Annotated in this window: 34 protein-coding genes; 3 read left to right on the forward strand and 31 right to left on the reverse strand. The window is 39.8% G+C overall.

The annotated features are described in order from the left end of the window. Positions 1-41: 41 nt before the first annotated feature. Both gmk and JG734_RS07565 read right to left on the reverse strand, forming a co-directional pair. Entirely contained in the window at positions 42-662 is a 621-nt protein-coding gene (gene gmk, locus JG734_RS07560) for a guanylate kinase (RefSeq protein WP_201332682.1), read from the reverse strand. Further along, positions 655-1,596 (reverse strand): hypothetical protein, encoded by a 942-nt coding sequence (locus JG734_RS07565; protein WP_201332683.1) that lies wholly within the window; start codon positions 1,594-1,596, stop codon positions 655-657. Before JG734_RS07565 ends, gmk begins: the two co-directional genes overlap by 8 nt. Positions 1,597-1,669: 73 nt before the next feature. On the opposite strand from JG734_RS07565, the gene JG734_RS07570 reads away from it, so the two are divergent. After that, positions 1,670-2,188, forward strand: coding sequence for a phospholipase D-like domain-containing protein (locus JG734_RS07570; RefSeq protein WP_201332684.1), 519 nt, complete (start codon positions 1,670-1,672; stop codon positions 2,186-2,188). 5 nt (positions 2,189-2,193) lie between these two features. On the opposite strand, the gene rplS is transcribed toward JG734_RS07570, so the two are convergent. From rplS to JG734_RS07660, 18 genes are all read right to left on the reverse strand, one after another. Next, complete coding sequence (gene rplS, locus JG734_RS07575; RefSeq protein WP_201332685.1) at positions 2,194-2,550, reverse strand: 50S ribosomal protein L19; 357 nt, start codon at positions 2,548-2,550, stop codon at positions 2,194-2,196. Beyond that, positions 2,540-3,220: a tRNA (guanosine(37)-N1)-methyltransferase TrmD gene (gene trmD, locus JG734_RS07580; protein ID WP_201332686.1), complete on the reverse strand. Its 681-nt coding sequence runs from the start codon at positions 3,218-3,220 to the stop codon at positions 2,540-2,542. Before trmD ends, rplS begins: the two co-directional genes overlap by 11 nt. After that, positions 3,217-3,738 carry a ribosome maturation factor RimM gene (rimM, locus tag JG734_RS07585; protein ID WP_201332687.1) on the reverse strand — a complete coding sequence of 174 codons (522 nt, stop codon included), beginning with the start codon at positions 3,736-3,738 and terminating at the stop codon, positions 3,217-3,219. Before rimM ends, trmD begins: the two co-directional genes overlap by 4 nt. A gap of 3 nt (positions 3,739-3,741) precedes the next feature. Next, positions 3,742-3,984: a KH domain-containing protein gene (locus tag JG734_RS07590; RefSeq protein ID WP_201332688.1), complete on the reverse strand. Its 243-nt coding sequence runs from the start codon at positions 3,982-3,984 to the stop codon at positions 3,742-3,744. Further along, positions 3,984-4,223 carry a 30S ribosomal protein S16 gene (rpsP, locus tag JG734_RS07595; RefSeq protein ID WP_201332689.1) on the reverse strand — a complete coding sequence of 80 codons (240 nt, stop codon included), beginning with the start codon at positions 4,221-4,223 and terminating at the stop codon, positions 3,984-3,986. Before rpsP ends, JG734_RS07590 begins: the two co-directional genes overlap by 1 nt. A gap of 72 nt (positions 4,224-4,295) precedes the next feature. Continuing rightward, a complete protein-coding gene (ffh, locus tag JG734_RS07600) occupies positions 4,296-5,651 on the reverse strand; it encodes a signal recognition particle protein (protein WP_201332690.1) in 1,356 nt (451 codons plus the stop codon). Between the two features lie 70 nt (positions 5,652-5,721). Further along, the gene (locus JG734_RS07605; protein WP_201332691.1) at positions 5,722-6,450 is read right to left on the reverse strand and encodes an RluA family pseudouridine synthase; all 729 of its coding nucleotides are present in this window, start codon (positions 6,448-6,450) and stop codon (positions 5,722-5,724) included. Further along, positions 6,440-6,730 carry a DUF167 family protein gene (locus tag JG734_RS07610; protein ID WP_201332692.1) on the reverse strand — a complete coding sequence of 97 codons (291 nt, stop codon included), beginning with the start codon at positions 6,728-6,730 and terminating at the stop codon, positions 6,440-6,442. Before JG734_RS07610 ends, JG734_RS07605 begins: the two co-directional genes overlap by 11 nt. Continuing rightward, positions 6,720-7,865, reverse strand: a complete 1,146-nt coding sequence (waaA, locus tag JG734_RS07615; RefSeq protein ID WP_201332693.1) for a lipid IV(A) 3-deoxy-D-manno-octulosonic acid transferase — start codon at positions 7,863-7,865, stop codon at positions 6,720-6,722. Before waaA ends, JG734_RS07610 begins: the two co-directional genes overlap by 11 nt. 26 nt (positions 7,866-7,891) lie before the next feature. After that, positions 7,892-8,605 (reverse strand): zinc ribbon domain-containing protein, encoded by a 714-nt coding sequence (locus JG734_RS07620; protein ID WP_201332694.1) that lies wholly within the window; start codon positions 8,603-8,605, stop codon positions 7,892-7,894. Continuing rightward, a complete protein-coding gene (locus JG734_RS07625) occupies positions 8,589-9,323 on the reverse strand; it encodes a Nif3-like dinuclear metal center hexameric protein (protein WP_201332695.1) in 735 nt (244 codons plus the stop codon). The genes JG734_RS07620 and JG734_RS07625 overlap by 17 nt, the downstream gene beginning before the upstream one ends. Beyond that, positions 9,313-10,173 (reverse strand): glycine--tRNA ligase subunit alpha, encoded by an 861-nt coding sequence (glyQ, locus tag JG734_RS07630; protein ID WP_201332696.1) that lies wholly within the window; start codon positions 10,171-10,173, stop codon positions 9,313-9,315. The genes JG734_RS07625 and glyQ overlap by 11 nt, the downstream gene beginning before the upstream one ends. Positions 10,174-10,176: 3 nt before the next feature. Beyond that, positions 10,177-10,413 carry a glutaredoxin domain-containing protein gene (locus JG734_RS07635; RefSeq protein ID WP_201332697.1) on the reverse strand — a complete coding sequence of 79 codons (237 nt, stop codon included), beginning with the start codon at positions 10,411-10,413 and terminating at the stop codon, positions 10,177-10,179. After that, positions 10,410-11,273, reverse strand: a complete 864-nt coding sequence (locus JG734_RS07640; RefSeq protein WP_201332698.1) for a DUF89 domain-containing protein — start codon at positions 11,271-11,273, stop codon at positions 10,410-10,412. Before JG734_RS07640 ends, JG734_RS07635 begins: the two co-directional genes overlap by 4 nt. Continuing rightward, positions 11,257-11,766 carry a 5-(carboxyamino)imidazole ribonucleotide mutase gene (gene purE, locus JG734_RS07645; RefSeq protein WP_201332699.1) on the reverse strand — a complete coding sequence of 170 codons (510 nt, stop codon included), beginning with the start codon at positions 11,764-11,766 and terminating at the stop codon, positions 11,257-11,259. Before purE ends, JG734_RS07640 begins: the two co-directional genes overlap by 17 nt. 9 nt (positions 11,767-11,775) lie before the next feature. Then, positions 11,776-12,048, reverse strand: a complete 273-nt coding sequence (locus JG734_RS07650; protein WP_201332700.1) for a hypothetical protein — start codon at positions 12,046-12,048, stop codon at positions 11,776-11,778. After that, positions 12,038-13,300: a peptidase U32 family protein gene (locus JG734_RS07655; RefSeq protein ID WP_201332701.1), complete on the reverse strand. Its 1,263-nt coding sequence runs from the start codon at positions 13,298-13,300 to the stop codon at positions 12,038-12,040. Before JG734_RS07655 ends, JG734_RS07650 begins: the two co-directional genes overlap by 11 nt. Position 13,301: 1 nt before the next feature. Then, positions 13,302-13,781, reverse strand: a complete 480-nt coding sequence (locus JG734_RS07660) for an ankyrin repeat domain-containing protein (protein ID WP_201332702.1) — start codon at positions 13,779-13,781, stop codon at positions 13,302-13,304. 47 nt (positions 13,782-13,828) lie between these two features. On the opposite strand from JG734_RS07660, the gene JG734_RS07665 reads away from it, so the two are divergent. Further along, entirely contained in the window at positions 13,829-14,653 is an 825-nt protein-coding gene (locus JG734_RS07665) for a histidinol-phosphatase HisJ family protein (protein WP_201332703.1), read from the forward strand. 8 nt (positions 14,654-14,661) lie between these two features. Here JG734_RS07665 and JG734_RS07670 read toward each other — a convergent pair whose 3' ends face one another. From JG734_RS07670 to JG734_RS07690, 5 genes are all read right to left on the reverse strand, one after another. Continuing rightward, entirely contained in the window at positions 14,662-15,432 is a 771-nt protein-coding gene (locus JG734_RS07670; RefSeq protein ID WP_201332704.1) for a site-specific DNA-methyltransferase, read from the reverse strand. Then, positions 15,429-16,091, reverse strand: coding sequence for a BsaWI family type II restriction enzyme (locus JG734_RS07675; RefSeq protein ID WP_370583641.1), 663 nt, complete (start codon positions 16,089-16,091; stop codon positions 15,429-15,431). Before JG734_RS07675 ends, JG734_RS07670 begins: the two co-directional genes overlap by 4 nt. A 70-nt stretch (positions 16,092-16,161) precedes the next feature. Beyond that, entirely contained in the window at positions 16,162-17,607 is a 1,446-nt protein-coding gene (gene glnA, locus JG734_RS07680; protein WP_201332706.1) for a type I glutamate--ammonia ligase, read from the reverse strand. Between the two features lie 316 nt (positions 17,608-17,923). Next, on the reverse strand, positions 17,924-18,358 hold the full coding sequence (gene lysM, locus JG734_RS07685) for a peptidoglycan-binding protein LysM (RefSeq protein ID WP_201332707.1): 435 nt from the start codon (positions 18,356-18,358) through the stop codon (positions 17,924-17,926). Positions 18,359-18,368: 10 nt separating this feature from the next. Further along, positions 18,369-18,812, reverse strand: a complete 444-nt coding sequence (locus tag JG734_RS07690; RefSeq protein ID WP_201332708.1) for a YidB family protein — start codon at positions 18,810-18,812, stop codon at positions 18,369-18,371. A 72-nt stretch (positions 18,813-18,884) separates the two neighbouring features. On the opposite strand from JG734_RS07690, the gene JG734_RS07695 reads away from it, so the two are divergent. Then, positions 18,885-20,480, forward strand: a complete 1,596-nt coding sequence (locus JG734_RS07695) for a cation:proton antiporter (protein WP_201332709.1) — start codon at positions 18,885-18,887, stop codon at positions 20,478-20,480. On the opposite strand, the gene JG734_RS07700 is transcribed toward JG734_RS07695, so the two are convergent. Genes JG734_RS07700 through speD form a run of 6 tightly spaced genes read right to left on the reverse strand, consistent with a single transcriptional unit; the run spans position 20,477 to position 25,646 of the window. Further along, positions 20,477-22,432, reverse strand: a complete 1,956-nt coding sequence (locus tag JG734_RS07700; RefSeq protein ID WP_201332710.1) for a transglycosylase domain-containing protein — start codon at positions 22,430-22,432, stop codon at positions 20,477-20,479. The genes JG734_RS07695 and JG734_RS07700 overlap by 4 nt on opposite strands. Continuing rightward, positions 22,429-23,130, reverse strand: a complete 702-nt coding sequence (locus JG734_RS07705) for an ATP-binding cassette domain-containing protein (protein ID WP_201332711.1) — start codon at positions 23,128-23,130, stop codon at positions 22,429-22,431. The genes JG734_RS07700 and JG734_RS07705 overlap by 4 nt, the downstream gene beginning before the upstream one ends. Beyond that, positions 23,120-24,181: a pyridoxal phosphate-dependent aminotransferase family protein gene (locus tag JG734_RS07710; RefSeq protein ID WP_201332712.1), complete on the reverse strand. Its 1,062-nt coding sequence runs from the start codon at positions 24,179-24,181 to the stop codon at positions 23,120-23,122. The genes JG734_RS07705 and JG734_RS07710 overlap by 11 nt, the downstream gene beginning before the upstream one ends. Further along, on the reverse strand, positions 24,171-24,689 hold the full coding sequence (locus JG734_RS07715) for a hypothetical protein (protein ID WP_201332713.1): 519 nt from the start codon (positions 24,687-24,689) through the stop codon (positions 24,171-24,173). The genes JG734_RS07710 and JG734_RS07715 overlap by 11 nt, the downstream gene beginning before the upstream one ends. Beyond that, positions 24,673-25,230, reverse strand: coding sequence for a septum formation inhibitor Maf (gene maf / locus JG734_RS07720; protein WP_201332714.1), 558 nt, complete (start codon positions 25,228-25,230; stop codon positions 24,673-24,675). Before maf ends, JG734_RS07715 begins: the two co-directional genes overlap by 17 nt. Further along, positions 25,227-25,646 carry an adenosylmethionine decarboxylase gene (speD, locus tag JG734_RS07725; protein ID WP_201332715.1) on the reverse strand — a complete coding sequence of 140 codons (420 nt, stop codon included), beginning with the start codon at positions 25,644-25,646 and terminating at the stop codon, positions 25,227-25,229. Before speD ends, maf begins: the two co-directional genes overlap by 4 nt. Positions 25,647-25,653: the final 7 nt, after the last annotated feature.

Below are 25,653 nucleotides of genomic sequence, written 5' to 3' on the forward strand. Positions count from 1 at the left end.
AGTAAAATAATACTCTTTAGTTTCTTAATGTGTGTTTAGGATTAGCTCTTGCACCAGTTCTTAATGAATGATTCGATCTCATCTTGCGCATGTTTAAGCCGTGCAACAGTCGCTAGTGCACGCATCTGCTGCTTTGAAATCTCAAGATCGCTGTTTATGATGATATAGTCATACTCTCCCATGTGTACTATCTCTTTTTGTGCATTCTCTAAGCGCTTTTGAATTACTTCCCTAGAATCTGTACCTCTTTGCTCTAATCGCTCTTTAAGTTCGCTCATAGAAGGAGTTGTGACAAAAACTGAAGTCATGAGTGGGGCAAGATCACTTGTTTTGATAGAGAAAAATCCCTGCACATCGATATCAAAAAGTACCAATTTGCCCTCATTAAGCGCTTGCAAAACTGGACGGAGTGAGGTGCCGTAGTAGTTGCCATGGACATTGGCCCACTCCAAAAACATACCCTCTTCTATATCTTTTTCAAACTCCTCTTTTGTTACAAAATAGTAATCTTTTCCGTCTACTTCACCAGGGCGCATAGGACGGGTTGTTGTGGAGATACTAAAATAGATATCTTTTTGCTCTTGTAAAATAGTCTTGATGAGGGTGCTTTTGCCAGCACCGCTGGGACCTGAAACGACAAGCAGTGCACCTTTGTCAAACATCTCCACTGTCCGGATAGCTAATTTTTATGGAGATATCTATTTGCATACCATCAAGCACTTTGCGCAAAGCACGTATATCAACTTTTTCGTAGATATCCTTGAGGCTTTGGATTGGCTCTTGTGGTTGAGATGGAGTATTAGGAGGAGTCTCTTCCACTATTGGAGCTTGTGGCTCCTCAATTGGCTGCGGTTGGCTCTCTTGAATTGGCTCTTGCGAAATCGCCTCCTCCTTGCTCTCTTTGGGCGCAGAGAGGCTATGTGGCTGTGGAGCAATATCCTCTTCTTTTACTAAAGAGATCTTCTCATCTATCGGCTCTTCTTCATACTGTAAGATATCTTCGACACTTGCGTGCTCTTCATCATTCAAAAGTTTTGTAACCTCTGCAAGTTCACTTTGATCGAGAATATTGCCTTGCTCTTTGATCTCATCTTTGACAAACGGAGACTCTTCAAAACTCTCTTCTACCTCTACAATACTCTCAATCTGTGCGCTATTCATTGGTGATCTGTCTCGATCCAAGAGGCTATCAAATGGTTCTGCTTCACTTCTTTCCTGTTGTGGCTGCGGAGTTTCACTCTCACCTGGTGCTACAGAAGCCTGTTCTTTTATCTCTTCCACTGAACTTTTGACTTTGCGCAAAACTTCGATGAGATCCGTTGGCAAAAATGGTTTAGTAAGTACAAAATCAAACTCATCACTTTGAGTATTTTTGCTGCCACTGATAAGCCCTAACTGCTTATAGTTAATATGCTGTTTAATATCGTGCAAAAAGTTCTCATCATACATCTCATCATCTATGACAACCACTTCATAATTGCCTGTAGGAAGATCATACACATTGTCACACTCTTCTATATCAAATCCCGCTTTTGGTACACTCATATGCATCATACGCGAAACTACGGGGTTTTTATTAATAAGCAGCAGTCTCATTACTAAACTCCAATCAATTTTTTTTATTGTATTATTTTTTACTTAAAACTTATCTATAATTTAAAGGATTGGTATGAAAAAGTTTTTTCTATTATCGTTTTTGGTGCTGCATTTATTAAGTGCCCAGCTCTACTTCCTCCCATTTGAGTCTCGTGATGCCATGCACCAACTTCTTCGCTGGATAGATCAAGCCCACTACAAAATCGATATAGCGATGTATAGTTTTACAAACAAAAAGATTGCAAAAAGATTGGTCAACGCAGCCAAGAGAGGTGTCAAGATTCGCCTCATTTTAGATGAAGAGCAAAATCTCAAGGATCGCTACTCCCAAATTGGTTATCTTGCAAAGTATCCTAATATTGCAGTTTTTACAATCAAAGGAAAATATGCAAAGCGGGGAGAATATTATGGCAAGATGCATATGAAGCTAGCGATAATTGATAACAAGAGACTTATATTTGGCTCAGCTAATTGGTCCAATTCAGCTTTTAAGCGAAACTATGAACTGCTCTACTTTTTAGATGATTTGCAAAAAGCTAAAAAGAGTGAGAGGTTTTTTGAAAGAATTTTAAGGAAGGCAAAGGAGTATTAGAAAGCTTATTTTTTAAGCTCTCTAATTCTCGCAGCTTTACCTTTTCTATCACGGAGATAGTAGAGTTTTGCTCTTCTTACACGACCTTTACGGAGCACTTTGATATCTTTGATACTGTCACTATAGAGTGGAAATATTCTCTCTACACCTATATTGTTTGCACCGATTTTTCTTACAGTGAAAGTTTTCCCTGTGCCTTCACCTCTAATAGCGATACAAACACCCTCGAAATTCTGGATTCTTGTTTTGTCACCCTCTTTGATCTCTACAGCCACTCTCACTGTATCTCCAGCCTTGAACTCTGGAACCTGCTTTGCTTCTACCTGCGCTTTTTCGAAGTGCTCAATATATTTATTTCTCATCTGTAATCCTTTTATCAGGTCTATAATATTGTGTCCTCATTACAGCCATATCATATTTTAAGGCGCTAATTTTACTATGATTACCCTTTAAAAACTCTAAAACTATTTTCTTACCTGCAAACTCATCTGGCTTCGTAAATGCTGGAGCCTCCAGCAGATCATTCTCAAAGCTCTCCTCTTCAAGGGATGCTTCATTGCCGAGAACTCCGGGAATATTGCGCACTATTGCATCACTCATCACAAGACTTGCTAACTCTCCCCCAGTGAGAATAAAGTCACCGATACTAAGCACCTCATCGGCATAGATCTCTATGAGACGCTCATCAAACCCCTCATAGCGACCATTTACAAAAATGAGATGCTCTTTTTGTGCTAGTCGCTTCGCATCTTTTTGATTAAATCTCTTTGCTACCGGGGTAACAAAGATCACCCAAGAATTTTTAGTTTTAATCGCTTCAAGAGCCCTAGCAATGGGAGAGGGTTCTAGGAGCATCCCGGCTCCCCCGCCAACTTTTGGTCTATCTACTTTTTTGTGTTTATCTTCGCTAAATTTTCTAAAATCGATAAACTCTATAGCAAAAAGCTCTTTTTCGATAGCCCTTTTTAAAATCGAATCACTAAAATAGCACTCCATAAGATGGGGGAAAAGTGTAAGGTATGATATTTTCATGATGCTTGGAGTATATCTTTGGCTCCACTCGCCTCAATTTTTTTGCTCTTTATATCTACATCTTTGATATATTCATCAATAAAAGGCACCATGAAACTTTTTGGCAAGCCCTCTTCTATCAAGGCTTTATCTGTGTCGATGATGAGATAGTCAGCTGCTGGGAGACGTTGAATATCTTTGATACTTCCTAGCAACTCTCCATTTTCATAAAGATTGCATCCAAGAATATCAAACCAGAAATACTCATCATCTGCTAGATCGATACTCGCTTTTGTAGACTCTTCGTCGCTATATAGATATGCATTTGTATAACGTTTTGCCTCTTCTGGAGTATTGACTCCCACAAGCTTCACAGTTCCTCGCTGTGGGTTAATCTTCTCAATTGTTACAGTCCCCCTGTCACTCTCAAAGCTGCTACCCTCTTGAAACTGCTCAGGAAAGTCAGAGAGATCGAAAAAACGCATCTCTCCCTTGAGACCCACGCTACGTCCAATTCTTGCGATAGCAAGCTTCTTCATGTGCTACTCCACAGGCTGGACATTGACTTTGTAACTCACTCCATCTTTTGCTTTGCAGCCAGAGATTACTGTCTTGATAGCTCCTATCATTTTGCCCTCTTTTCCGATGATTTTACCTGCATCGGCTCTATTGGCATAGATAGTGATCTCGCTATAGCTCTCATTGACCTGGTTGAGTTCGACACGCACATCTTCTGGGTAGTTTGCAAGAAGTTTTGCAAACTTCTCCACAAAATCTCTTACCATTACTTATCTTCCGCCCACTCGCTGATTTTTTTCACACGATCGCTCATCTTCGCACCAACACCTAGCCAGTAGTTGAGTCTTTCACGATCTATTTTTGCAGTTGAAGGATCTGTAAGAGGATTGTAGTATCCGATCACTTCTATCCAACCACTATCTCTTCTTTTTCTACTATCTGTAACTACAATTCTATAGAAAGGTTTCTTCTTTCTACCAAATCTTGCAAGTCTGATAACTGTCATTGTGTTTTTCTCCTTTGTTGATTAATAATATTTTAACCACTTTGCACCATTATGCAAAGTAGTCAAAATATCTCAGCGAATCGGTGGCATTCCTCCACCACCCATCTGCTTCATGAGATTTTGCATATCCTGCATTCCCTTTTTACCAGCAAATTTTTTGGCAAATTTGGCTGCATTGTTAAACTGCTTAAGGATTTTGTTGACCTCCTGCTGGCTCAGACCTGCACCTTGTGCTATACGGCGCTTGCGAGAATTGTTTTTGAGAATGAGATCTGGATCTTTGCGCTCTTTTGGAGTCATGGAATTGATCATAGCTTTGATTTTTTTGATCTCTTGTGAGTTTTCAAGATCGAGATCTTTTATGGCCTTTGCCATATTTCCCATACCTGGGATCATAGAGATGAGGCTTTTGAGACTCCCCATTTTCTTAATTGACTCAAGCTGATCGAGAAAGTCTTCGAAATTAAACTTCCCTTTTGCGATCTTTTTGCTAATCTGCTTCGCTTTCTTCTCATCAATGACTGCTGCAGTCTTTTCAGCTAAAGACTCGATGTCACCCGCACCCATCAAGCGGTTTGTGATTCTTTCAGGTATAAAGACTTCCAAATCTGGCATCTTCTCGCCAGTCCCTATGAAGCGAAGAGGCACGCCGATTTGATGTGCGAGGGAAATTGCTACACCACCTTTGCTATCCCCATCATATTTTGTAAGGATAACACCAGTGATACCTACATCTTCATTGAATTTTGCTGCACTTCTGACTGCATCTTGACCTGTAAGTGAGTCAGCTACATAAAACACCTCATCAGGATTTGCTGTCTCTTTGACACGACGCAGTTCATCCATCAAGGCTTTATCAATTGCCAAACGCCCTGCAGTATCTATAATCACCACATCATAGAGCTTCTCTTTGGCAGTTGCAAGAGCGTCTTTGACCACTTTAACTGGGTCTTGCTCACCCTCTTCGCCAAAAAAGTCTACATCTATTTGCTGTGCAATCTGGCGTAGCTGCTCCACTGCTGCAAGTCTTTGGAGGTCGGCAGCCACAAGGAGCACTTTTTTACCTCTGAGCTTGAGATAGTTTGCAAGTTTTCCAGAGGTTGTCGTCTTCCCACTTCCTTGCAAACCTGTCATCAAGACTACAGTTGGAGGTTTGCTTGCATATACAAATCCCTGTTTGCCAGGAGCTGTGAGGATATCAGTGAGATTTTTTTGAAGCGCTTGCAAAAATGTATCACGCCCAATCCCTGCTGCTTTTGTATCAAGCTCCACACGTTGCAAAAGCTCTTTGACAACTTTATGGTGCACATCAGCCTTAAGCAGGCTCTTTTTGAGCTCAGTAAGCGCCTTCTTTAGAGCTTTCTCATCATCTTTGAATCTGATCTTTTTTATGGCATTGCTAAATGAGCTCGAAAGCGTTTCAAACAAATCTCATCCCTTCCTCTTTTTGAGTTTGCAATTTTACTTAAAAAAAGATTAATTTTAGCTAAATTTAATCTTATCGAATTATAAAATCTTGTGGTTCTGGTGCTTCGAAGCTGTAATCTAACAGCTCTATTTTTTTTGCATGGAGCATTATTCTACTCCAAGGTTTTCCTCCATAGAACACATCACCCAAAATAGGATGACCACTGCGAGCCAGATGGACTCTGATCTGGTGCGTCCTGCCTGTTTTGATTATGGCTTTGATCTTGGTCTTTTTGCCATGGATCTCCAAAGGCTCAACAATTGTAAGAGCGGGTTGTCCTTTGGAGCGAGAGATGCGACTCTTGGCTTTTCCGTTTTTCTTAATCGTCAAAATTGGCAGATCTATCTCAAAAGGCTCTGCAATAATTCCCTCTACCCAAGCAACATACTCTTTATAGACACGCTGATTTCTAAACTCCTCTATCGCTTTTTTGCGAAACTCTTTATCTTTTGCTAGCAGCAACACACCGCTTGTCTCTTTATCGAGTCTATGGAGCAGTTCATATCCGCTATCTTGCTTTATCTCTTCGCTAGTGATATGTGCAGGCTTATTGATAGCCAATACCTTCTCATCTTCATAAATTACTTGTGGTTTTTCTACCTTTTTGACGCGAAATTTGGTCTTTACATCTATCTCGCCTCTTGCAATCTGTACTTTGCGATCACCCACATAGACCAAACCTCTATCGATCAACTCTTTTGCTTTTTTGTTTGAAATATCTAGCTGCTTTGCCAATACTTTATAGGCTTTATCCTTCATTCATACTCTCCAAAAACTCTTCTATTTTCTCATTCATCGGTAACTTGATAGCTTTTCTCTTGCTTGTCTCCCCACTCACAAATGCTATCTGGCTCTTTGGAACTTTAAAGCTTTTACTCAAAAATTTTATAAGCTCTTTGTTTGCTGCACCCTCAACTGCTGGTGCTTTTATATTTATTTTCAAAGCATCTCCGTACACTCCCGCAATTTTGCTGCGACTAGAGTTTGGCTGCGCTTTGATATAAAGAATAATGCTATCACCTCTTTTTTCATACCACATCTTCTAACACTTTCCATACTGGATCAAGGGAAACATCCGCTACTATTTTACTCTTTTTCCAGTTATAATGCTGCAATACCGAACCTAAATCATTTGCAGGTACAACTTCGATACCCTCAACATACGCATAGCTCTCTTTTTGGTTGAAATAATAAGGACCACTTACAATTGGAGCTCCAAAATATGCAGGTTCAAGAGGGTTATGCCCTCCACTTTCTACAAAGCTTCCACCAAGAATCACAAGATCTGCAACTGCATAGAGGTTATTGAGTTCGCCAAGTTTATCTATAAGTATTATATCAGCTTCAAGATTTTCTGTTTGGCTAAGAAGCGAAAATGTGAGATCTTCTCTGGCAGCAATATGCTCCAAAAGTTCCGCTACTTCATCAAATCGCTCAGGATGCCTTGGTGCAACTACGAGAGTGCTTTTGCCCTTTTGGTGCACTACCCATTCAGTTGCTATGATCTCCTCTTCAGGATCGTGCGTGCTTGCAGCCACTATAATGGGTCTACTCTTTTCATACTTTTTTGTCACTTGTGGAATGCTTAGCAACTTGATATTGCCAATAACCTCAATATTTTTGGCTCCAAGCTGCTCTAGCCTCTTTGCATCCTCCTTCGTTTGCGCAAAAACATAGTCGATATGGGCAAAGACTCTTTTGTAAAACCAAATAAAGCGCATATAGCGATGAAGACTTCTATCACTTATACGGGCATTGAGAAGTATCGTTTTTGCTCCACGTTTTTTAGAGATATAAAAAAGCAAATACCATAGCTCAGCCTCCATCACTACCAACGCCTTTTGGGGCTTGAGCCATACCCACAAAAGTGGTTCAAAAGGAAGATAGCGCACCTGGGCATTTGGATAACTTGAAGCTGCTGCAAAACCGGTCTGCGTGATGACGCTGATATTGCATTTTTCAAGCTTTTGCACTAAAGGTGCGAGAGCCTTTGTCTCACCGAGGCTACATGCGTGAAAATGTATGAGTTTTTGAGAAAAGGGAGGGTTGTTGATGAGGAAAAATCGAGCTGGAATTGCTTGGCGATACTTCTTTTTAAGAGCAAGAAGCAATAATATAGGAATAGCAAGAATGTAAGCTATAAGAGTGATGAGCGTATAGAGATAAGTAAACATCTGTTGCCTCGGAGGAGTGCCCCGAGTTAGGCTTCCTCTTCTTCGATATAGAGTATACGGCCGCAGTGTGGGCAGGTTGTGATCTCTTCACCTTTGATAACACTCGCATATGCTTTGTCATTGATTTTCATAAAGCATCCCATACAAGCTTGCTTTTTGACTGGAACCACTGCACTGTTTCCAGCCCATCTGCGAATCTTTTCATAAAATACTTGAATTTGTGGAGGAATTTTGGCTATGAGCTCACTCTTTTTGGCAAAAAGCTCTTCTCTTGCTTTTTCTAAATTTGCAAGCTCCTCTTCTACGCCCTTTTTCGTCTCTTCATACTTCTCATCTATCTCTTTGAGACGCTCTTTGAATGATTCGATCTCCTCTTTTTTTGTCTCACACAAATTATCGAGGCGCTCAATCTCCTCGTTTGCGAAGTTAATCTGCTCTTTTGCGATATCCTCTTCTAGCTGGATGGCTTTGAGCTCTTTTTCTGTTTTTACCTGCGCGCTCTTTTTCTCTAGCTCTTGTAGCTTTTGGGCAAGCTCTTTGAGGTGGAGTTCGTTTTTTGCCTTTTTGACTTCACACTCTTTGATCTCATTTTCAAGTTGCTCAAGAGTATCGACAATTGTCTGTCTCTCTTCTTCTACGCGCTTGAGTTTTGCTTGTACTTGCTCAATTTTGGGGCCAAAGTCATCAATGGCTTTATCGATTTTTGCAAGCTCTACAAGCTGCCTAATATATTCTTTCATCCTTGACCTTTAAGGGATTTTTTATTGTCGCAATTATAGCTTGTATTGGCTCTTTTTTCAATTGCTCAGCAAGAGCCTGGGCAAAATAGCGCTCACTCTCATAATGACCAATATCTATGATACTCAGCCCCATCTCTTGCGCCTTCATAGCCTCATGATACTTCAAATCACCAGTCAAAAAAAGATCAGCCTCTACTTCATCGATGAGACTGCCGCCACTGCCAGTAGTGAGGGCAATACGCTTGATTGTATCTTTTGCTTTTACATAGCGCGGACAAGCAAGACCAAAAGCTTTGCTCACCCACTCTAGCGCTTCATCAAAGTACATCTCTTTTTCAAAGTAGCAGATAAACTCTTCACACTCAACATCCACTCCTAGCACATTGCGTGCTACATAATTATTGAGATGGGTCTTATCAAAATTTGTATGCATAGCGATGTGGGCTATATCTTTTTTGATCATTTTGACTAAGAGTTTGGCTGGATAGTGGTTATACTCAAGTGATGTGAGCTTGCCAAAGATGAGAGGATGGTGTGTAATGATGAGTGAGTGAGGAGGCAGTGAGTCAATAAGCTCTGCATCGATATCGATACACAGATAGATATTTTTGATTTCAGCCTCCAAATCTCCCAATTGTAGTCCACTATTATCCCACTTCTCTTGTAGCATAAAAGGACTGATGGTATCGAGGATCTGATAGATTTTCTTAAGCTTCAACTGCCAGTCCTAAACTCTTGCGATACTTTTGGGCACACCCTTTTGCAAGTTCGCGCACTTTGAGGATGAAGTTCTGCCGCTCAGTAACACTGATAGCTTTGCGTGCATCGAGGGTGTTGAAGATATGGCTAGCAAGGAGGCAGTAGTCGTATGCTGGAAGTGGAAGATCTGCATCTAAGCAGCGCATGCACTCAGCACGCGCCTCTTCAAACCACTCAAAGAGCATCTGCGTATTGGCAACTTCGAAGTTGTACTTGCTATACTCATACTCTCCGCGCTTATGTACATCTGCATAGGTCACACCCTTGCTCCAGACAATATCAAAGACACTCTCGACTCCTTGCAAATACATCGCAAGACGCTCAGTTCCATATGTGATCTCCACAGCCACTGGATCGCACTCAAATCCGCCAACTTGCTGAAAATATGTAAACTGTGTCACCTCCATACCATCAAGCCATACCTCCCAGCCAAGACCCCATGCGCCAAGGGTTGGGCTCTCCCAGTTGTCTTCTACGAATCGTATATCGTGCTTGCGCCACTCTAGCCCTAGAGCCTCAAGGCTTCCTAGATAGAGCTCTTGGATATTTGCTGGACTTGGCTTAATAAGTACTTGGAATTGATAGTAGGATCCAAGGCGGTTGGGGTTTTCACCATAGCGTCCGTCAGTAGGACGGCGGCTTGGAGCCACATAAGCAGTAGCCCAAGGCTTTGGATCAAGGGATCGCAAAAATGTGGCTGGATGGAATGTCCCAGCACCACTTGGTATATCATATGGCTGCATGATCACACAGCCCTGCTTTGCCCAGTACTCTTGGAGTTTGAGAAGTAGTTCGCTAAAAGTTATCATAATCTACAATCCTAGCTCTTTTTCAATTTTTGCTTGATCAAATCCACAGATCCAGCGGCTTCCCACAAGCACCACCGGAACTCCTCTACATCCATGGCGTACACAATCTTGTGCTGCTTTTTGGTCCTTACTAATATCAATCTCTTTGAAGCGGATATTATTTTTGCGAAAAAACTGCTTGGCTCTAGTACACCATACACATCCTGGACTTGTAAAGAGTACGACTCTCTTTTGACTCATATATCCTCCTTTGTAGCGCATATAAGATCTCCGATGTTTTTGCTTATACGGTTTGCCACGACACTACATTTTACTTTAAATAAAAAAAAGATTCTGCTATCTTCGTAGCTCTCCATACACTCAAAATTCCCCATCCCTTTAGCTAGAATAAGATCGGCTTCATCATAGATAGCTTTAGCCTTCGCATTGGCTTTCTCATAGATAAATCCAGGCGTATACACACTGCTATCTACTACTTCACACACCTCATCAAGTCCGATAGCCAAAGCATCTTCATATGTCACATCATTGATGATTGGTTTACCTCGCACAAAGTAATAAAGAGGAATATCATAAAACTCTTTTATCGTCTCAAGCAAAACTTTGTCAAAGAGGTGCTCACCTACATTATCACCAATGAGGAGGAGATTCTTTGCAGTTGCAAGCTTTTGTATAAAATCGCTTTTTCTATCTATTGCAAAAGGGGTGTCAAAAATCTTTGCAATCTCCTCTTTTATATCAAACATCACCTGTGTCGCAAAATCTATCACATTTCCAGCTACTGCAGCACGCAAAGCTGCATCGAGTCTATTTGGAGAAGATGCGATTTTTTCTCTCACATAAGGAATAAGCTCTTGCGCTTTTTGGATTGATTCTTTCTTTTTATCAGCATACAGATCCTCTTTCCCCACAAGCTCACTGATTGCTGGATAGAGTGCAGCTGCAGCTTCTGGAGGTGTCTGGTGTACACTGATCTGCGCTAATACACTCGCACTTCTTTGCATGATAGCATCAGCGCACTCCTCATCGCACTCTAGCACCTTGCTTACGCGCAGTGCCTGGTTATAAAGACATGCAAAGCAATCAGGCTTGAGTTGCATCGATGATTACTTCTACTTCACTTGAATCTGTCTCTACTTTTTTGGCTTTGCTAAGGCGATCCTCTTCAAGTTTTGCACGGAGCTCCTCATCATCAATTGCTAAAATTTGCATCGCAAGATATGCAGCATTGACTGCGCCTGCTTTACCCACAGCCACAGTGGCAACTGGCATACCTGCTGGCATCTGTACAGTAGAGAGGAGTGCATCCAGCCCATCCATAAATCCACCTTTCATCGGCACACCAATAACTGGTTTGACTGTCAAAGATGCTACCACACCAGCAAGATGTGCCGCCATACCTGCTGCACAGATGAAGACCTTCGCACCCTTCTTCTCCGCCTCTGTTACATAGCTTTTGGTTCTATGAGGACTTCTGTGGGCACTAGAGATAATCAGTTCATACTGTACGCCAAACTTATCGAGCACATTGGCGCACTCTTTCATCACATCATAATCGCTCTTACTTCCCATTATAATTGAGATAAATCGCATTTTTGCTCCTTATTTGATAGCGGCTTTACGATAGCTATCGAGATCTTTTGGTACATAGAGTCGATATTTTTGTATCACATACGCAAAAAAATAGATACTTGCGTAGAGCGAAATAGCAAAAGATAAAATTGTTGTAATTATAGAAAAAGTATGTTGAGAGATTCCTAATAGCGACCTAGCCACACCTAAAATCAACCCAAAAGTAAAATTGGCTAGTATAACACTCACCACTACGCGCCACTGCCATGACCACCAAATACCAAGAATATCTCTAATCCGCAATTCTTTTCCTTAAAAACGAGTAGGCTGGAAGTTTGCAAGGAAGTTTGACAGGATTTACATTTCCACTATGAATACACTCAAACTCTTTGTTAGCTTCAATTTTATCGAGTCTGAGCCACCATTTGCCATCTTTTGCAAATACTTCACCGATCTCATTTTTACATGGTGCAATATCTGCGTCTGCTGGCAAAACGATCTCAAGTATATCACCCTTGCATATCTTATCTTTTGTCAAAAAGTGTATCCCATCTTCGATCACTTCCGCTTTTACCTGGTGTGTTCCCTCGCTGATAGAGCTATCGAGCTTTTGCGTATCACCCCGCTCAAATGGTCTATGCACTAGATATGCATCAGTAAATCCACGATGCTTTGTTGTATGGAGCTCCTCTTGATATTTTTGGGGATGAAACTCTCCTTTATAATAATCATCTATCGCCATACGATAGGCTTTAGTCGTAGCTGCCACATAGTAGTTGCTCTTGGTACGCCCCTCAATCTTGAGACTATCCACAGCACCAGAATCGAGAAGCTCTTTGACATGGCTTGCAAGATTGAGATCTTTTGCATTCATGATGTAGGTGCCCTCACCTTCAACCTCTTCGAGCTTGAAGAGTGTTCCTGTCTCAGGATTTTCAGCATAGAGGGTATACTCAAAGCGGCAGTCATTTGCGCAACTTCCCCGATTTGGCACACGCCCACTTTGTACACTACTAATGAGACAACGCCCACTATATGCAAAACACATACTCCCATGTACAAATACTTCAAGTTCAAGGTCTGGGAGTTTTTCTTTTATCTGTTTTAAATCTTTGAGACTGATCTCTCTTGCTGCAATGATGCGACTCACTCCCATTTCATAGTAAACAGCTGCATCAAGATAGTTCATCACATTGGCTTGTGTTGAAAGATGGAGAGGAATATGGGGTGCAATATCTTTGCAGAGCTTTATCACTCCTGGAGTGCTTACGATAAAAGCATCTGGCTCCATTGCTGCCATCTTCTCAATATGGGTAGCATAGAGTTTAATCTGGGAGTTAAAAGGAAATCCATTAATTGTTGCATATACTTTTTTGCCTATGCTGTGTGCATACTCAATCCCCTCTTTGAAACTCTCATAACTAAACTCTTTGCCACTACGAATACGCAGGCTAAAGTGGCTTACTCCACCATAGACTGCATCTGCCCCATAAGCAAAGGCAATTTTGAGTTTTTTGAGATTACCAGCGGGACTGAGAAGTTCTACTTTTTTCAATCTATTTTCCTCTTTTATCTAAAATATCTATTAAGTGTTTATAGCCTGTCATCTTCGCATAATCTCTTGCACTCTTTTCAAAAGTATCGAGCACTTCAGTATCTACACCACACTCTTCAACTAAATAGCGGGTAATTGCTTCATCCCCATACGCCATTGCTGCCATGAGAGGTGTAAAACCAGATTTGCGCTTTGTGGTATTTGGATCGATGCCAGACTCTACTAAAAACTTCACAATATCGAGTCTTGCTTTTTTAATTGCTTCATCAATGAGTCCTACTCCCTCTTCATCTACTTCATAGATATCTGCACCTCTTTCAACTAAAAATACAAAAATCTCTAAACTTGCTCTGTTTTTGATGGCACTACGCAAAACTGAATCGCCACTTTCGCTCTTTATAGCATTTATATCATCAAATTCTTGACAAGCTTTCTTCACTCCTACCAAGGAATCCCTTTTGATCTGTTCAAAAATATCCACCACTTCCCCCTGTGATATAATTATTTTATTATAGCAAAAGGAGCAGTATGCGCGCAGATCTGCACAATCATACCAAGCGGTGTAACCACGCAATAGGTGAGATGGAAGAGTATGTGCAAAGAGCAATTGCGGAAGGCATTGATATATATGGTTTTAGCGATCACGCCCCTATGAACTTTGATCAAAAGTATCGCATGGGCTTGGAAGAAGCAGATGCGTATGAAGAGGAAGTAAAAGAGCTTAAAGAAAAGTATAAAGATAGCTTAGAGATACTTTTAGCATATGAAGTAGACTTTTTGCCAGGACTTATGGAAGATCGTATTTTGCAAGCCGATGTAGATTACTTGATAGGTTCAGTCCACTTCTTGCCCAAAAGCTGCAAGCATGGTGAGATCCTCATCCATCAAGATCTTTGGGGATTTGATAATCCAGAATTTATTGGAGAGTATAAAAATAGAGACATAGATACCATTTGGGAAGACTACTTCAGTGCAATAGAAGCACTGGCAAAGAGTGGACTTTTTCAAATTGTCGGTCACTTAGACCTTATCAAAGTATTCAACTTCAAACCCAAAAAAGATGTGCGTCTCATTGCCAAAAATGCATTGAAAACTATCAAAAAGAACGATTTAGTACTTGAAATTAGCAGCGCAGGTCTAAGAAAACCAGTTGGTGAGCCCTATCCAAGCAAAGAGCTTTTAGAAGAAGCTTACGTACTTGATATTCCTATCACTTTTGCTTCTGATGCCCATGCACCTGAGCAAGTTGGCTATAAGCTTGATGAAGTTATGCAAATGGCAAAAGAGATAGGTTATACACGATATGCTGTTTTTAGAAAGAAAGAAAGAGAGTTGGTAAATTTCACTATCTAATTTTTAGTTTACACAACAAATAATTTTTGATCTGTCTCTTCCATAATTCTTTTTTTCGCAAGTTCACAATACTCTTGACTAATATCCACACCAACTCCATTTCTATTTAACAGCGCACTTTCGATGAGAGTTGTTCCACTCCCCATAAAAGGATCAAATACAGTATCTCCAACATAACTAAAAAGTTTTATGCACCTTCTAGGAAGTTCTCTAGGAAAAGGGGCTGGATGGCCAACTCTTTTTTTACTTTCTCCACTAAAAGTCCATAATCCGTTTGTCCACTGCATAAACTCTTCTTTTGTGATATCACTTGTCCCTTTATAAACTTTTTTCCATTGTTCTTTGTAAAAAATAACAATAAGCTCAACCGGAGCTATAACATAGGGTGCTGAAGCGCTCATCCAACTACCCCATGCTGTTCTTCTTGAAATATTTCCTTCATTCCAAATAATTGTACTTTGATACTTCCATCCAGCCTTTTGGGCAATATTTGTAATATCTGCACCTACAGGTTTCAATCCACCTTTATTCTTATCAAGTGGTATATTTAGACAAAGTCTTGCACTCTTCTTGCTCCATTCATAACAATTTTTTAGCCATTTATGACTAAAATCAAGATATTCTCCATAACTCATAGCATCATGGTGTGAATCATAATTGATATCAACATTGTATGGCGGTGAAGTTACAATTAAATCAATAAATTCTTTGTCAAATAGATTTTTATCTAGAATATCGGCATTATAGATTTTTATATTATCTTTTTTCCAAAAAATCACAATAATTTCTCCAAATCATCAAAGAGATTCTCTATAGATTTTACTTTATCGCTTCCCTCAAAATCTTCCTTTGCAAGATATATACCATCGAGTTCATATTCCATTACAATTCTCGCTTTTCTTGGTCCTCTTTGTGATGTTTTAAAACTTATTTCATTATCTTTATCTGGAGTTATCATAAAAACTTTTATATCTTCAGTTATTTTATCTTGTAATAATTTTAGTTTCCAATAAGGTGTTTCCGTATAACGTTCTCTAAATGAATTTTTTATAGAAAGAATAGCTTTTACCCAAATAGGATCTGTTGTATAAATTACTATATCAGCATCTGGCAAAAGCATATATTCACCAAAATTTACAGAAATTTTTCTTTTAACCTCAGATAATTCTGGAGAAAGTTCCTTTCCTTTTAGTATTTTATCTTTTGTTATTTTGTAGCCCTTGTTTGTACAAAAATCCTTTATCATTTCTTCAAAAATCGTCTCTAAGTTATGGCCTACATAGCTTACCCATCCTTGTCGTATCTCATTTTCCGTTTTTCCATCTTTTTTACCTAATTCATAAAATCTTCTCTTTTCATTCTCAAGAAAATCTGAAATTTTTTTATAAGGATTTTCTGTATTGTTTTTAAAATGTTTAAATCTTTCTATCACAACAATATCTCCGAATTTATTGATTATAACAATTTAAAAGCGTGTATATTAATATTATTGGGGCAGAGCCCCAAAATTAGCAAGAGTAGGTAGTAATGAATTCGTATGGGTGCGGTCTTCCTTCCCAAGGCCAGATAGATGTTTCAAATTTGTAGTGCTGATATGTTTGGATAAACTCTTCAGTCATAACATCGCCAACTTTAAAGAGATCTCTGTTTGCAAGCATATTCTCGATCGCTTCTCTAAGCGTATGAGGCATCTGCTGGATACCTTTTTCACGAATCTCATCAAGAGTGAGTTCGAAAAGATCCATCTCCATAGGATCACCTGGATCGATTTTGTTTTTTATGCCATCGATACCAGCTAGAAGCAGTGCAGTGAATGCAAGATATGGGTTACCAGAGCTGTCTGGGAATCGGAACTCTGCTCTTACACTCTTCTCTCCCGCTCCCCAAGGAATACGACAACTTGCACTTCTGTTTTGTGCTGAGTATGCAAGAATTGAAGGCGCTTCAAATCCAGGAATAAGTCGTTTATAAGAGTTGGTAGAAGCGTTTGTAAAGGCTGCTACAGCTTTAGCGTGCTTCAAAACGCCACCGATGAAGTATTTACCAAATTGGCTGAGGTTTGCATATCCGTTTGGATCATAAAAGAGATTTTTGCCATCTTTCCAGATAGAGATGTGTGTATGCATACCGTTACCGTTATCGCCATAGAGTGGTTTTGGCATAAATGTAGCAGTTTTACCGTTGATGTGCGCAACGTTTTTGACTACATATTTGAGCTTTTGCACATTGTCAGCTGCTTCGATGAGAGTTCCAAACTTCACACCAATTTCACCTTGTCCCTGTGCAACTTCGTGGTGCAATACATAAGTCTCAAGACCGATCTCTTCCATAACCTGACTCATCTCAGCTCTTAAATCCATCATGGAGTCTACTGGAGGAACCGGGAAGTATCCACCTTTTGTACCAGGTCTGTGGCCGATGTTGTAAACATCATATTCGGGATTATCAACACCTCTATTCCACTCACCTTCACTTGTGTCTACTTCATAGTATTGACAGTTGATTTCATCTCGCACTTTTACATTGTCAAAAACGAAAAATTCATTTTCTGGACCAAAGTACGCAACATCACCAATACCACTCTCTTGAAGATATTTGAGTGCTTTTTTTGCGATACTTCTTGGACACTTCTCATATGGCTGATTTTTATAGATATCAAATACATCACAAATAACCACTAACGTTGGATCAGCAGTAAACGGATCAACAAACTCAGTACCTGCTTCTGGAACCAAAACCATGTCAGATTTGTTGATTGGCTGCCATGCTGGAAGAGAACTACCATCAAATGGAAGACCATTTTTGAAAGTATCTTCATTGACCGCTTTGACATTGTATGTCACATGGTGCCATGTCCCTTTGATATCAGTAAAACGGAAGTCTACAAACTGTATCTCCTCCTCTTTGATAGTATCGAAGAGTTTTTGTAGTTTAGCTTCATCGACTTGAAACATCTATGCTCCTTTGTTTTTTGTTTCCAGCATATTATATCTCAATCAAAATAAGAAAATTGTTTAAAAGTTAAGCAATATGCTCAATTGCATCTATTTTGTTTCTAAAAGAGCTTTTTGAACATTTCCATAGCTCTTTAAGAGTCTATTTGCAAGAGAAACTATTAAGCTACAGCAACAGTATCAGCAACTGCATGCAAAGCATAATAACAATAATTCTTCTTACGTAGTAAACCTATAAAATTCACCAACTTCCAATCACTTTAATAATTCCCATTCTAAGCACCATCGCTGTAAAGCTTTATAGCAATAAGAACTATCAATCTTCTAAAACAATCCTTATCTTCTGTCCTGGATAGATTTTGTTGGGATCTTTTATCACTTCTTTATTATCTTCAAATATCTTTTTGTATTTATTACCATCTCCGTAGAATTTCTGTGCTATAGCCCAAAGAGTATCCCCCTCTTTAATCTCATAGATTTCAACCTTCTTATTCGCAGTCTCTTTAACTTGTACTTCACTAGTATCTACTTTTTCCACTCCTTGAACATTTCCAGCCATGAGTGCTACTTTTTCTAGTGCTGCTTGATCTTTCGCTTCTCCTTTGATACTTACATTGCCCTCTTCATTGACAGTAACTTCGAGATTTTCGATACCTGGATTATCCTCTTCAATATGTTCTTTGATCTTTTCTGGAGCCTCTTCATGATGTGAAAAGAGCTTTTTGCCTATATTTTTGATAAATTCGAACATCGTATCTCCTTTAAAATAGTTTTTTTATCATATCCATAGCCCCTTGGAGACCACCTACTTGTGAGAGAAGTTGCTCAGCCAAAGAGGGGTCTTCGTTGGTAGCTTGATCTACAACTGCTGGCAAAGCATCAGCTAAAGCCTTTTTAGCACTTTCTTGGGAAATTCCTAACTGCTGCGCAAGCTGCTGGACTTTATCATTTGAAACAAGCTGCGTCACCGTATCAGGATCGATAGGAGCATTTTCCCCACTTCCTATCCAGCTACTCACAATCTCCATCAAACCACCACTTTGTGCTTTGGCTATAAGTGAAGTAATATCTATGCTTCCACCTTCTCCACCTAAAACTCCCTGCAAAGCCTGTGTTATATTTTCTACATCTATCCCCGTAGTGCTCTCATCATCATTGTTTTGTATATACTCTGCACCAATTTTGATAATTTGCATCCAATCCATAGCATCTCCTTGGAAGATTGTATAAATTAGTATACCATTAAAATGTTACATTATTGTTGCAAAAGGTTTAAAGTGGAACAGTTCTGGATATTACTTGCGGCTATCCTTTTAGCCACTGGACTCAATATATTCTTAAAAAAATTCGATCTACCTACGGCTATTGGCTACATTTTTACAGGTATCATCATCGCAAATATCCTCCATCTTAATGTCCATAACTCAGAAGTTTTGCAATATATTTCAGAACTAGGCATTGTGCTATTGATGTTCACTATCGGGCTAGAATTTAGCTTCCAAGAACTCAAAATTATGAAAAAAGAGGTGTTTTTTTACGGCGCTGCACAAGTATTGATAAGTGGGCTCTTTTTTGCTAGCTTAACATATTTGTTGGGATTTGAGCTCAAAACTGCGATTATTATAGGATTTGCACTCTCGCTTTCTTCTACTGCGATAGTTTTGAAGATTCTCAATGAAAATGGTGATATCCATGCAAGCTATGGACGTAAAGCTTTAGGAGTTTTACTTTTTCAAGATATTGCAGTTATTCCGCTTCTTTTAATGATTGAAATTTTTACAAAAGATGTCTCTTTGACAACTCTACTCCTACAGACTCTTATGAATATGATCTTCTTTTTTCTCTTGCTCTATCTTTTGGGACATTTTGTAATTGACAGGTTTTTACAGTATGCGGTGACTACGAAAACCCAGGAGATATTTTTATTAGCGATATTTTTCATAATTTTTCTCAGTGCTGAATTAGCCCATTTTTTTGGATTTTCTTACTCTCTTGGTGCTTTTTTTGCAGGTATGCTCCTTGCAGAATCAAAATATAAATACCAGGTAGAAGCAGACCTTGCTCCTTTTCGTGATCTTTTACTTGGTGTATTCTTTTTCTCAGTTGGAAACCGCATAAATTTCATAGATATTATGGATAATCTCTTCCTCATTATAGCAGCAACTTTTACTATCATGCTTCTCAAAGCACTGCTTATCTTCTTGATTCTTTTTAAATTTGAGCAAAAGCGCACAGCATTTAAAACAGCCCTAGCCCTCTCGCAAGTTGGTGAGTTTTCTCTGGCTCTTTTTCTCTTGGCCAACTATAATAATCTTTTAGATAACCACTGGATGCAGATACTCTCTTCTATTGTCATCATATCAATGATTTTGACTCCTTTTGTACTCAAAAAGATCAAAATACTTGCTGATAGATTTTTCAAAGAGCCTACAAGAGAGATCAAAATAGTATCCACTGGCCTCAAAAACCATGTAATTGTATGTGGATATGGGCCCCTTGGCAAGAGGATGTGTGAAGAGCTTAAAAGAAGAAATTTTGAATATGTGATAATTGAACACGATCTAGCCCTCTATGAAGAGGCACTGGCAAAAGGTGAGCCGATATTTTTTGGCAATGCAGCGCAGCGTACAGTATTAGAGAGTCTCGATCTCAAAAACGCTATAGCAGTGGTGATCACATTTCACAATCTTGAAAAAATAAGACTCGTAAGTCAATCAGTCTTGGATCTTGCGCCCCATGCGCATATTGTAGCACGTGTTAGAGATGAAAAAGAGGCAAAGACACTAGAAGATTTACACATCAAAAGCCTCGTTATTACCACGCAAACACTGGCCAAGGAGATGATCCAGCAGCTCTTTTACTGTACTCTTTAAAAGAGTAGATCTTCGCTCTCTTTCTCCTGTGGTGTGGTATCAAGAGGTTTTGGCTTTGATATGTCGGTAAAGTAGTAGCGTTTTCCATCAATAGTGAGACTATAGACTCCTGCTGGAACGGTGAAATTTTTACGCAGTTGCGGCCATAAGGCATAGATACGTTTAATTATGCGTCCAACGACCGGTGCTGCAGCTTTTCCACCAGACTCACTATGCTTCAAAGGAGTATTATCATCTTGACCATACCAGGTCACTACCTCAAGATCTGGCGTAAATCCACAAAACCATGCATCCATATAGTTATTTGTCGTTCCAGTTTTGCCAGCAACTTCTACTCCAGGTACTCTTGCTTTACGTCCTGTTCCTCTATTGACCACATCACGCAAGATATCTATCATTAAAAATGCCTGCTTTGGCTCTTCAAGTTTTTTGCTTTGCGTCTCTTGGGCAAAGATCTCATTGCCTTGAAAGTCCAAAACTCTTCTAATCAAAATCGGCTCTGTTTTTTTGCCATAATTGGAAAAAATAGTATAAAAACCCGCTAACTTCAAAGGTGAGAGGGAGACAGTTCCAAGAGCTAAGGAGAGGTTGTGAGGGAGATTTTCAAATCCATACTCTTGGAGCCTTTTTATTACATTTTGGAGTCCCAACTGCTCTACAAGATTGATTGTAGCAAGGTTGCGTGAATGCACTAGTGCTTCTTTGAGTGTCACAACCCCTTCAAAATTCTTCTCATAGTTTTTTGGCTTCCAGATCTTCTTTTGTCCATTGATATAGTATGTATATGTCTTCGCTATATCTGGAATTTTAGAGAGCTGCGAATAGCCCATATCAAGAGCGATCTGATAGATAAAAGGTTTGAATGCACTCCCGGGTTGGCGCTTTGCTTGTGTGACTCTATTGAATGCACTTTTTTGATAATCAACTCCTCCTACAAATGCAAGTATCTCGCCACTTTGCGGTCGCACAACTACACTCGCTCCATTGAGGCGAGCGTAGTTGTACCCAACTCCTCGTTTCATAATCTCTTCATAGCCCCTTTGAAGCTCCTCTTTGACAATATCTTGCAATTCTAAATCAACGGTAGTATAGATCTTATATCCAGCTGTTTTAATATGAGGCAAGAGGCTGCTGTAGCTACGCACTATTTCGTCAACTATATACGGAGCTCTGTTTTCATAAACTGTCTTTTTATACACTTTTGGCTGCTCTGCAATTGCTTGGACAAAAGTCTTCTCATCGATCCAGCCAAGCTCATACATGCGATTGATAACTCTATCTGCCCTCTTAAGAGCCTCTTGATAGTTTCTTGTTGGATCATAGTAACTAGGAGCCCTTGGAAGCCCCACAAGCATTGCTATCTCTTTGAGAGTGAGTTTTGAGAGAGGTTTATGGAAGTATCCCTTGGCTGCGCTCTTGATACCATAGTAGCGATGACCAAAATAGATCTGGTTGAAGTAGCGCTCAAGTATTTGCTCTTTTGTTAAAGCGCTCTCTACTTTCATCGCTATGAGGATCTCTTGGAATTTGCGGCTTAGCTTCTTTTTGCGTGTAAGTACCATATTTTTAACAAGTTGCTGCGTGATAGTGCTTGCTCCCTCTACAAATTTTCCAGCTTTTATATCCTTAATAGCAGCGCGAAAAATTGCATCAAAATTGATCCCTCTATGCTCGAAAAACTTTGTATCCTCAATCGCTAGTAGCGCTTCTATCATGCGGCCTGGAATCTCATCATATTTAACATAATCTCTATTTTCTTTATAAATCGTTGCTATGAGATTGCCATTGCGATCATAGATTTTTGTAGCAAGATTTGGATGATACTCTATGATCTTTTGCGCTTTTGGTGCAACTTTGGAGTAGAGCTCCCCTAGATAAAAAAAACCAAAAATAACAGTCGCTAAAGTAGCAAGAAGTATCACACTTGCAAAAAACTTCAAAACCTTTTTCATTGTCTAAACTCTCTATATGCAAAATTGGATGCGATGAGACTCTTTGTATACTCTTGTTGAGGATTGCGCAACAACTCCTGTGTCACACCAGATTCGATAATTTTACCATCTTTAATGACACTCATCTCTTTGCAAAGTTTTGCAGCGCTATCGATATCGTGTGTAACAAAGAGCATCAAAAAGCCAAGTTCGTGCTGCAATTTTTGCAAAAGATTGATAACGAGATCTTTGAGTTTGGGATCGAGTGCGGTTGTGGGCTCATCAAGCAGTAGAAGTTTTGGCTCATTGAGCAAAGCCATTGCAATCACAACACGCTGCAACTGTCCGCCACTTAGCTGTGGAGGATAGCGCTCAAAAAATGCAGTATCTAGATCAACAAGTTCGAAAAAGTATGCTGCTTTTTCTCGTTCAATAAAGAGCTGATTTTTGATTTTTGTAAGGGGACTAAGGGCTGTGAAAGGATTTTGAGGCACGAGAGAGACAGTTTTACCCCGTTTTAATTCATACTCCCAGCTATACTCTAGCTCTTTTGCCAGATTTTTAGGCAAGAGATCAAGAAGCGCTTTGAGTGTGATACTCTTGCCACTTCCACTCTCTCCCACTAGTGCCAAAGACTTGTTGATACGAAATGCAATATCCACAAGCTGTCTCTGTTTGACTAGATCAGTAATGACTAATCTTTTACACTCAAAGCTCACGTATTAGCTCCAGCAAAACTTCTAGATCCTCTTGGCTCTCTCCCACGCGTGCAATTATACGCACTATGGGATGAGGTACTGTCGGAGGCCTGATAGCTCCTACCAAAAATCCTCTTTTTATAAGCTCCTCTTGAACTCTTAGTACATCTTTTTTGGGAATGTCTATTATCAAAGATTGGCTCTCATAGCCAAATCTTCTAGCAATCTCTTGGCGTTTTTTTATCGCATCTTTGTAATATGCAAGATTTTTTTGCATCTCTTGCATTCCCTCATGCGCTAATGCTACATCCATCAAAGAGAGAGCTGTTGTATAGATGATGCTTTTTGCCCTGTTTTCAAGATACTCTATGATGTGAGCACTCGCTAAGATATAAGCACCATAGCTTCCAAGAGCTTTGCCAAGGGTTCCCATTTTGATGTAGTTTGGTTTGATCTCTTTGCCATCAAGAACTCCCAACAGTCTCTCACCAACCACACCTACGCTATGAGCTTCATCTACTATGAATAGACATTCATCTCCGACTACATCTACTATTTCGGGATGCAAAACATCTCCACTCATCGAGTAGACCCCCTCTACAGCTACTACAACTCTCCCTTTTGCCTCTTTGATCGTGCACATCAAATCATCAGGATCATTGTGACGAAATATTTTGACATTTTCTACAAGACGGCTTGCCAAAATACCGCTGGCATGAAACTCTTCATCCATAACAAGTGTATCACCTTTGCGCACAAGTGATTCAATGAGTGCGATATTGGCCAAAAAGCCGCTCCCTACTGTTATACAATCTTCAAATCCACTCAACTTGCTCATATAGTGCTCAAAATCATAATGGATTTGGGTATAGCCATTGATCAGTTGTGAAGCTTTGGCAGCATTGAGAGGAAAGTTATAGATCCTTTGGTACGCTAGATCCAAAAGCTCTTTTTTGTGTGCAAGTCCCAAGTAATCATTGGAAGCAAAATCTTTAATCTCTAAATCAAAAAGCTGGCGTTTGCGAAGTCTATTTGCTCGCTTGAGAGCGCGCAACTCTTTGTCATAGCGCATCGATAGCCTCGTATAGCAGTTCTAAAGCTTTGGTTTTATTCTGTTTATAGAGTTCGATGAGATCGAGAGAAACAACATCTCGCATATAAAATCCGATAAATTGCAAAACATTTCGTGGACTTTTACTCCACTGCGCTCTTTCAAAATCTATAACGCACAATCCCTTTTTGGTAGCTATGAAGTGGTAGTAGCGTCCTAACTCTCGATGATAGATGCCCGCTTTATCAAGCATGTAGCATATTTGTAGCGCATCTTTGAGTGCTACTTTGCGATTTCTTTGCAAAAGTGATTTGAAACTAAGCCCTTGCAGATACTCCATGATAATATAATCAGCTCCCACTTCATACACCATTGGAGCTATCCGCAAAGGCTCAAGATATTGCAAAATTTTTGCTTCTTTGATCAGTGTATTTGGCTTATCAATTTTACGCTTTTTTAAGATAGCCTCTTTTCCAAAATAGTCTACAAGATAGATCTCGCCACGATTACCTTCAAAGATCTTTTGCAATTTTGGCCAACCTTTCTACCTGCAATCCCATCGCAGTCGATTCTTTGCCTTTCACATCTTTAATATATTTTTTGCAAAAGCCCTCTACCATGCAAGCTCCTGCTTTGCCTCTCCACTCACCACTTGCAAGGTAGTTATCCAAATCTTTTGGATCAAAGGGTGCAAAATAGTAGCTTGTGGTATCGAGATCTTCGATAGTGCGCTCTTTATCTTTATAGATCATGCATGTGATGATATCTACGCGATTGCCGCTTTGCTTGAGCAGTATCCTCTTCGCATCCTCTGCGTCTTTGGCTTTACGCAGTATCTCATCTCCTACCGCAACTACTGTATCAGCAGCAACAATGGGAATATCAAGTCCATACTTTTTGATCGCTTCTTGGAGTTTGCCTCTTGCAGCAGCACAGACAAATTCGCGAGGATTTTTGTAAATTTGCAAGAGCTTTTCTTCATCAAAATTTACAGGACTTTGTATAAACTCTATACCTGCATCTTGCAAAAGTTTAGCACGCGTTGAACTCGTACTGGCTAATCGAATCATCCTATCTTTTTATCCTCGCAACTGCCTTTGATACAGCTTCCACCAGGTTTGTGGCGAAGATCGGGAATATTAAGAACTCCCCGTAAAATAGTCTCTACAGTAGCATTTTGCGTTTTGAATACCGCTTTGAGGTACTCATGGGCTTTCATAGGATCCACATGGTCTCCACATGTAAAAACATCAACTGCTGCAAAACCATACTCTGGCCATGTGTGAATGGTCAGATGCGATTCACTGATAACCACTACTCCACTCACTCCATAGGGCTCAAATCGATGAAAAGATTTTCCAATAACTGTAGCTCCTGCGATCTCGGCTGCAGTTACAAGAGCCTCTTCTACTTTCTTTACATCATTGATAGAGTTTTCATCGCAGCGATAGTACTCAGCCAGAAGATGTTTGCCTAACGATTTCATTACATTC

This window comes from Nitratiruptor sp. YY09-18 (assembly GCF_016593235.1).
Taxonomy (GTDB): Bacteria; Campylobacterota; Campylobacteria; order Campylobacterales; family Nitratiruptoraceae; genus Nitratiruptor.

Bases quoted from the DNA above. Each gene is read 5' to 3' on its own strand.
- gmk (WP_201332682.1), bottom strand. From the start codon at position 662: ATGTTTGACAAAGGTGCACTGCTTGTCGTTTCAGGTCCCAGCGGTGCT.
- JG734_RS07565 (WP_201332683.1), bottom strand. From the start codon at position 1,596: ATGAGACTGCTGCTTATTAATAAAAACCCCGTAGTTTCGCGTATGATG.
- JG734_RS07570 (WP_201332684.1), top strand. From the start codon at position 1,670: ATGAAAAAGTTTTTTCTATTATCGTTTTTGGTGCTGCATTTATTAAGT.
- rplS (WP_201332685.1), bottom strand. From the start codon at position 2,550: ATGAGAAATAAATATATTGAGCACTTCGAAAAAGCGCAGGTAGAAGCA.
- trmD (WP_201332686.1), bottom strand. From the start codon at position 3,220: ATGAAAATATCATACCTTACACTTTTCCCCCATCTTATGGAGTGCTAT.
- rimM (WP_201332687.1), bottom strand. From the start codon at position 3,738: ATGAAGAAGCTTGCTATCGCAAGAATTGGACGTAGCGTGGGTCTCAAG.
- JG734_RS07590 (WP_201332688.1), bottom strand. From the start codon at position 3,984: ATGGTAAGAGATTTTGTGGAGAAGTTTGCAAAACTTCTTGCAAACTAC.
- rpsP (WP_201332689.1), bottom strand. From the start codon at position 4,223: ATGACAGTTATCAGACTTGCAAGATTTGGTAGAAAGAAGAAACCTTTC.
- JG734_RS07605 (WP_201332691.1), bottom strand. From the start codon at position 6,450: ATGAAGGATAAAGCCTATAAAGTATTGGCAAAGCAGCTAGATATTTCA.
- JG734_RS07610 (WP_201332692.1), bottom strand. From the start codon at position 6,730: ATGTGGTATGAAAAAAGAGGTGATAGCATTATTCTTTATATCAAAGCG.
- waaA (WP_201332693.1), bottom strand. From the start codon at position 7,865: ATGTTTACTTATCTCTATACGCTCATCACTCTTATAGCTTACATTCTT.
- JG734_RS07620 (WP_201332694.1), bottom strand. From the start codon at position 8,605: ATGAAAGAATATATTAGGCAGCTTGTAGAGCTTGCAAAAATCGATAAA.
- glyQ (WP_201332696.1), bottom strand. From the start codon at position 10,173: ATGATAACTTTTAGCGAACTACTTCTCAAACTCCAAGAGTACTGGGCA.
- JG734_RS07635 (WP_201332697.1), bottom strand. From the start codon at position 10,413: ATGAGTCAAAAGAGAGTCGTACTCTTTACAAGTCCAGGATGTGTATGG.
- JG734_RS07640 (WP_201332698.1), bottom strand. From the start codon at position 11,273: ATGCAACTCAAGCCTGATTGCTTTGCATGTCTTTATAACCAGGCACTG.
- purE (WP_201332699.1), bottom strand. From the start codon at position 11,766: ATGCGATTTATCTCAATTATAATGGGAAGTAAGAGCGATTATGATGTG.
- JG734_RS07665 (WP_201332703.1), top strand. From the start codon at position 13,829: ATGCGCGCAGATCTGCACAATCATACCAAGCGGTGTAACCACGCAATA.
- glnA (WP_201332706.1), bottom strand. From the start codon at position 17,607: ATGTTTCAAGTCGATGAAGCTAAACTACAAAAACTCTTCGATACTATC.
- lysM (WP_201332707.1), bottom strand. From the start codon at position 18,358: ATGTTCGAATTTATCAAAAATATAGGCAAAAAGCTCTTTTCACATCAT.
- JG734_RS07690 (WP_201332708.1), bottom strand. From the start codon at position 18,812: ATGGATTGGATGCAAATTATCAAAATTGGTGCAGAGTATATACAAAAC.
- JG734_RS07700 (WP_201332710.1), bottom strand. From the start codon at position 22,432: ATGAAAAAGGTTTTGAAGTTTTTTGCAAGTGTGATACTTCTTGCTACT.
- JG734_RS07710 (WP_201332712.1), bottom strand. From the start codon at position 24,181: ATGCGCTATGACAAAGAGTTGCGCGCTCTCAAGCGAGCAAATAGACTT.
- maf (WP_201332714.1), bottom strand. From the start codon at position 25,230: ATGATTCGATTAGCCAGTACGAGTTCAACGCGTGCTAAACTTTTGCAA.
- speD (WP_201332715.1), bottom strand. From the start codon at position 25,646: ATGAAATCGTTAGGCAAACATCTTCTGGCTGAGTACTATCGCTGCGAT.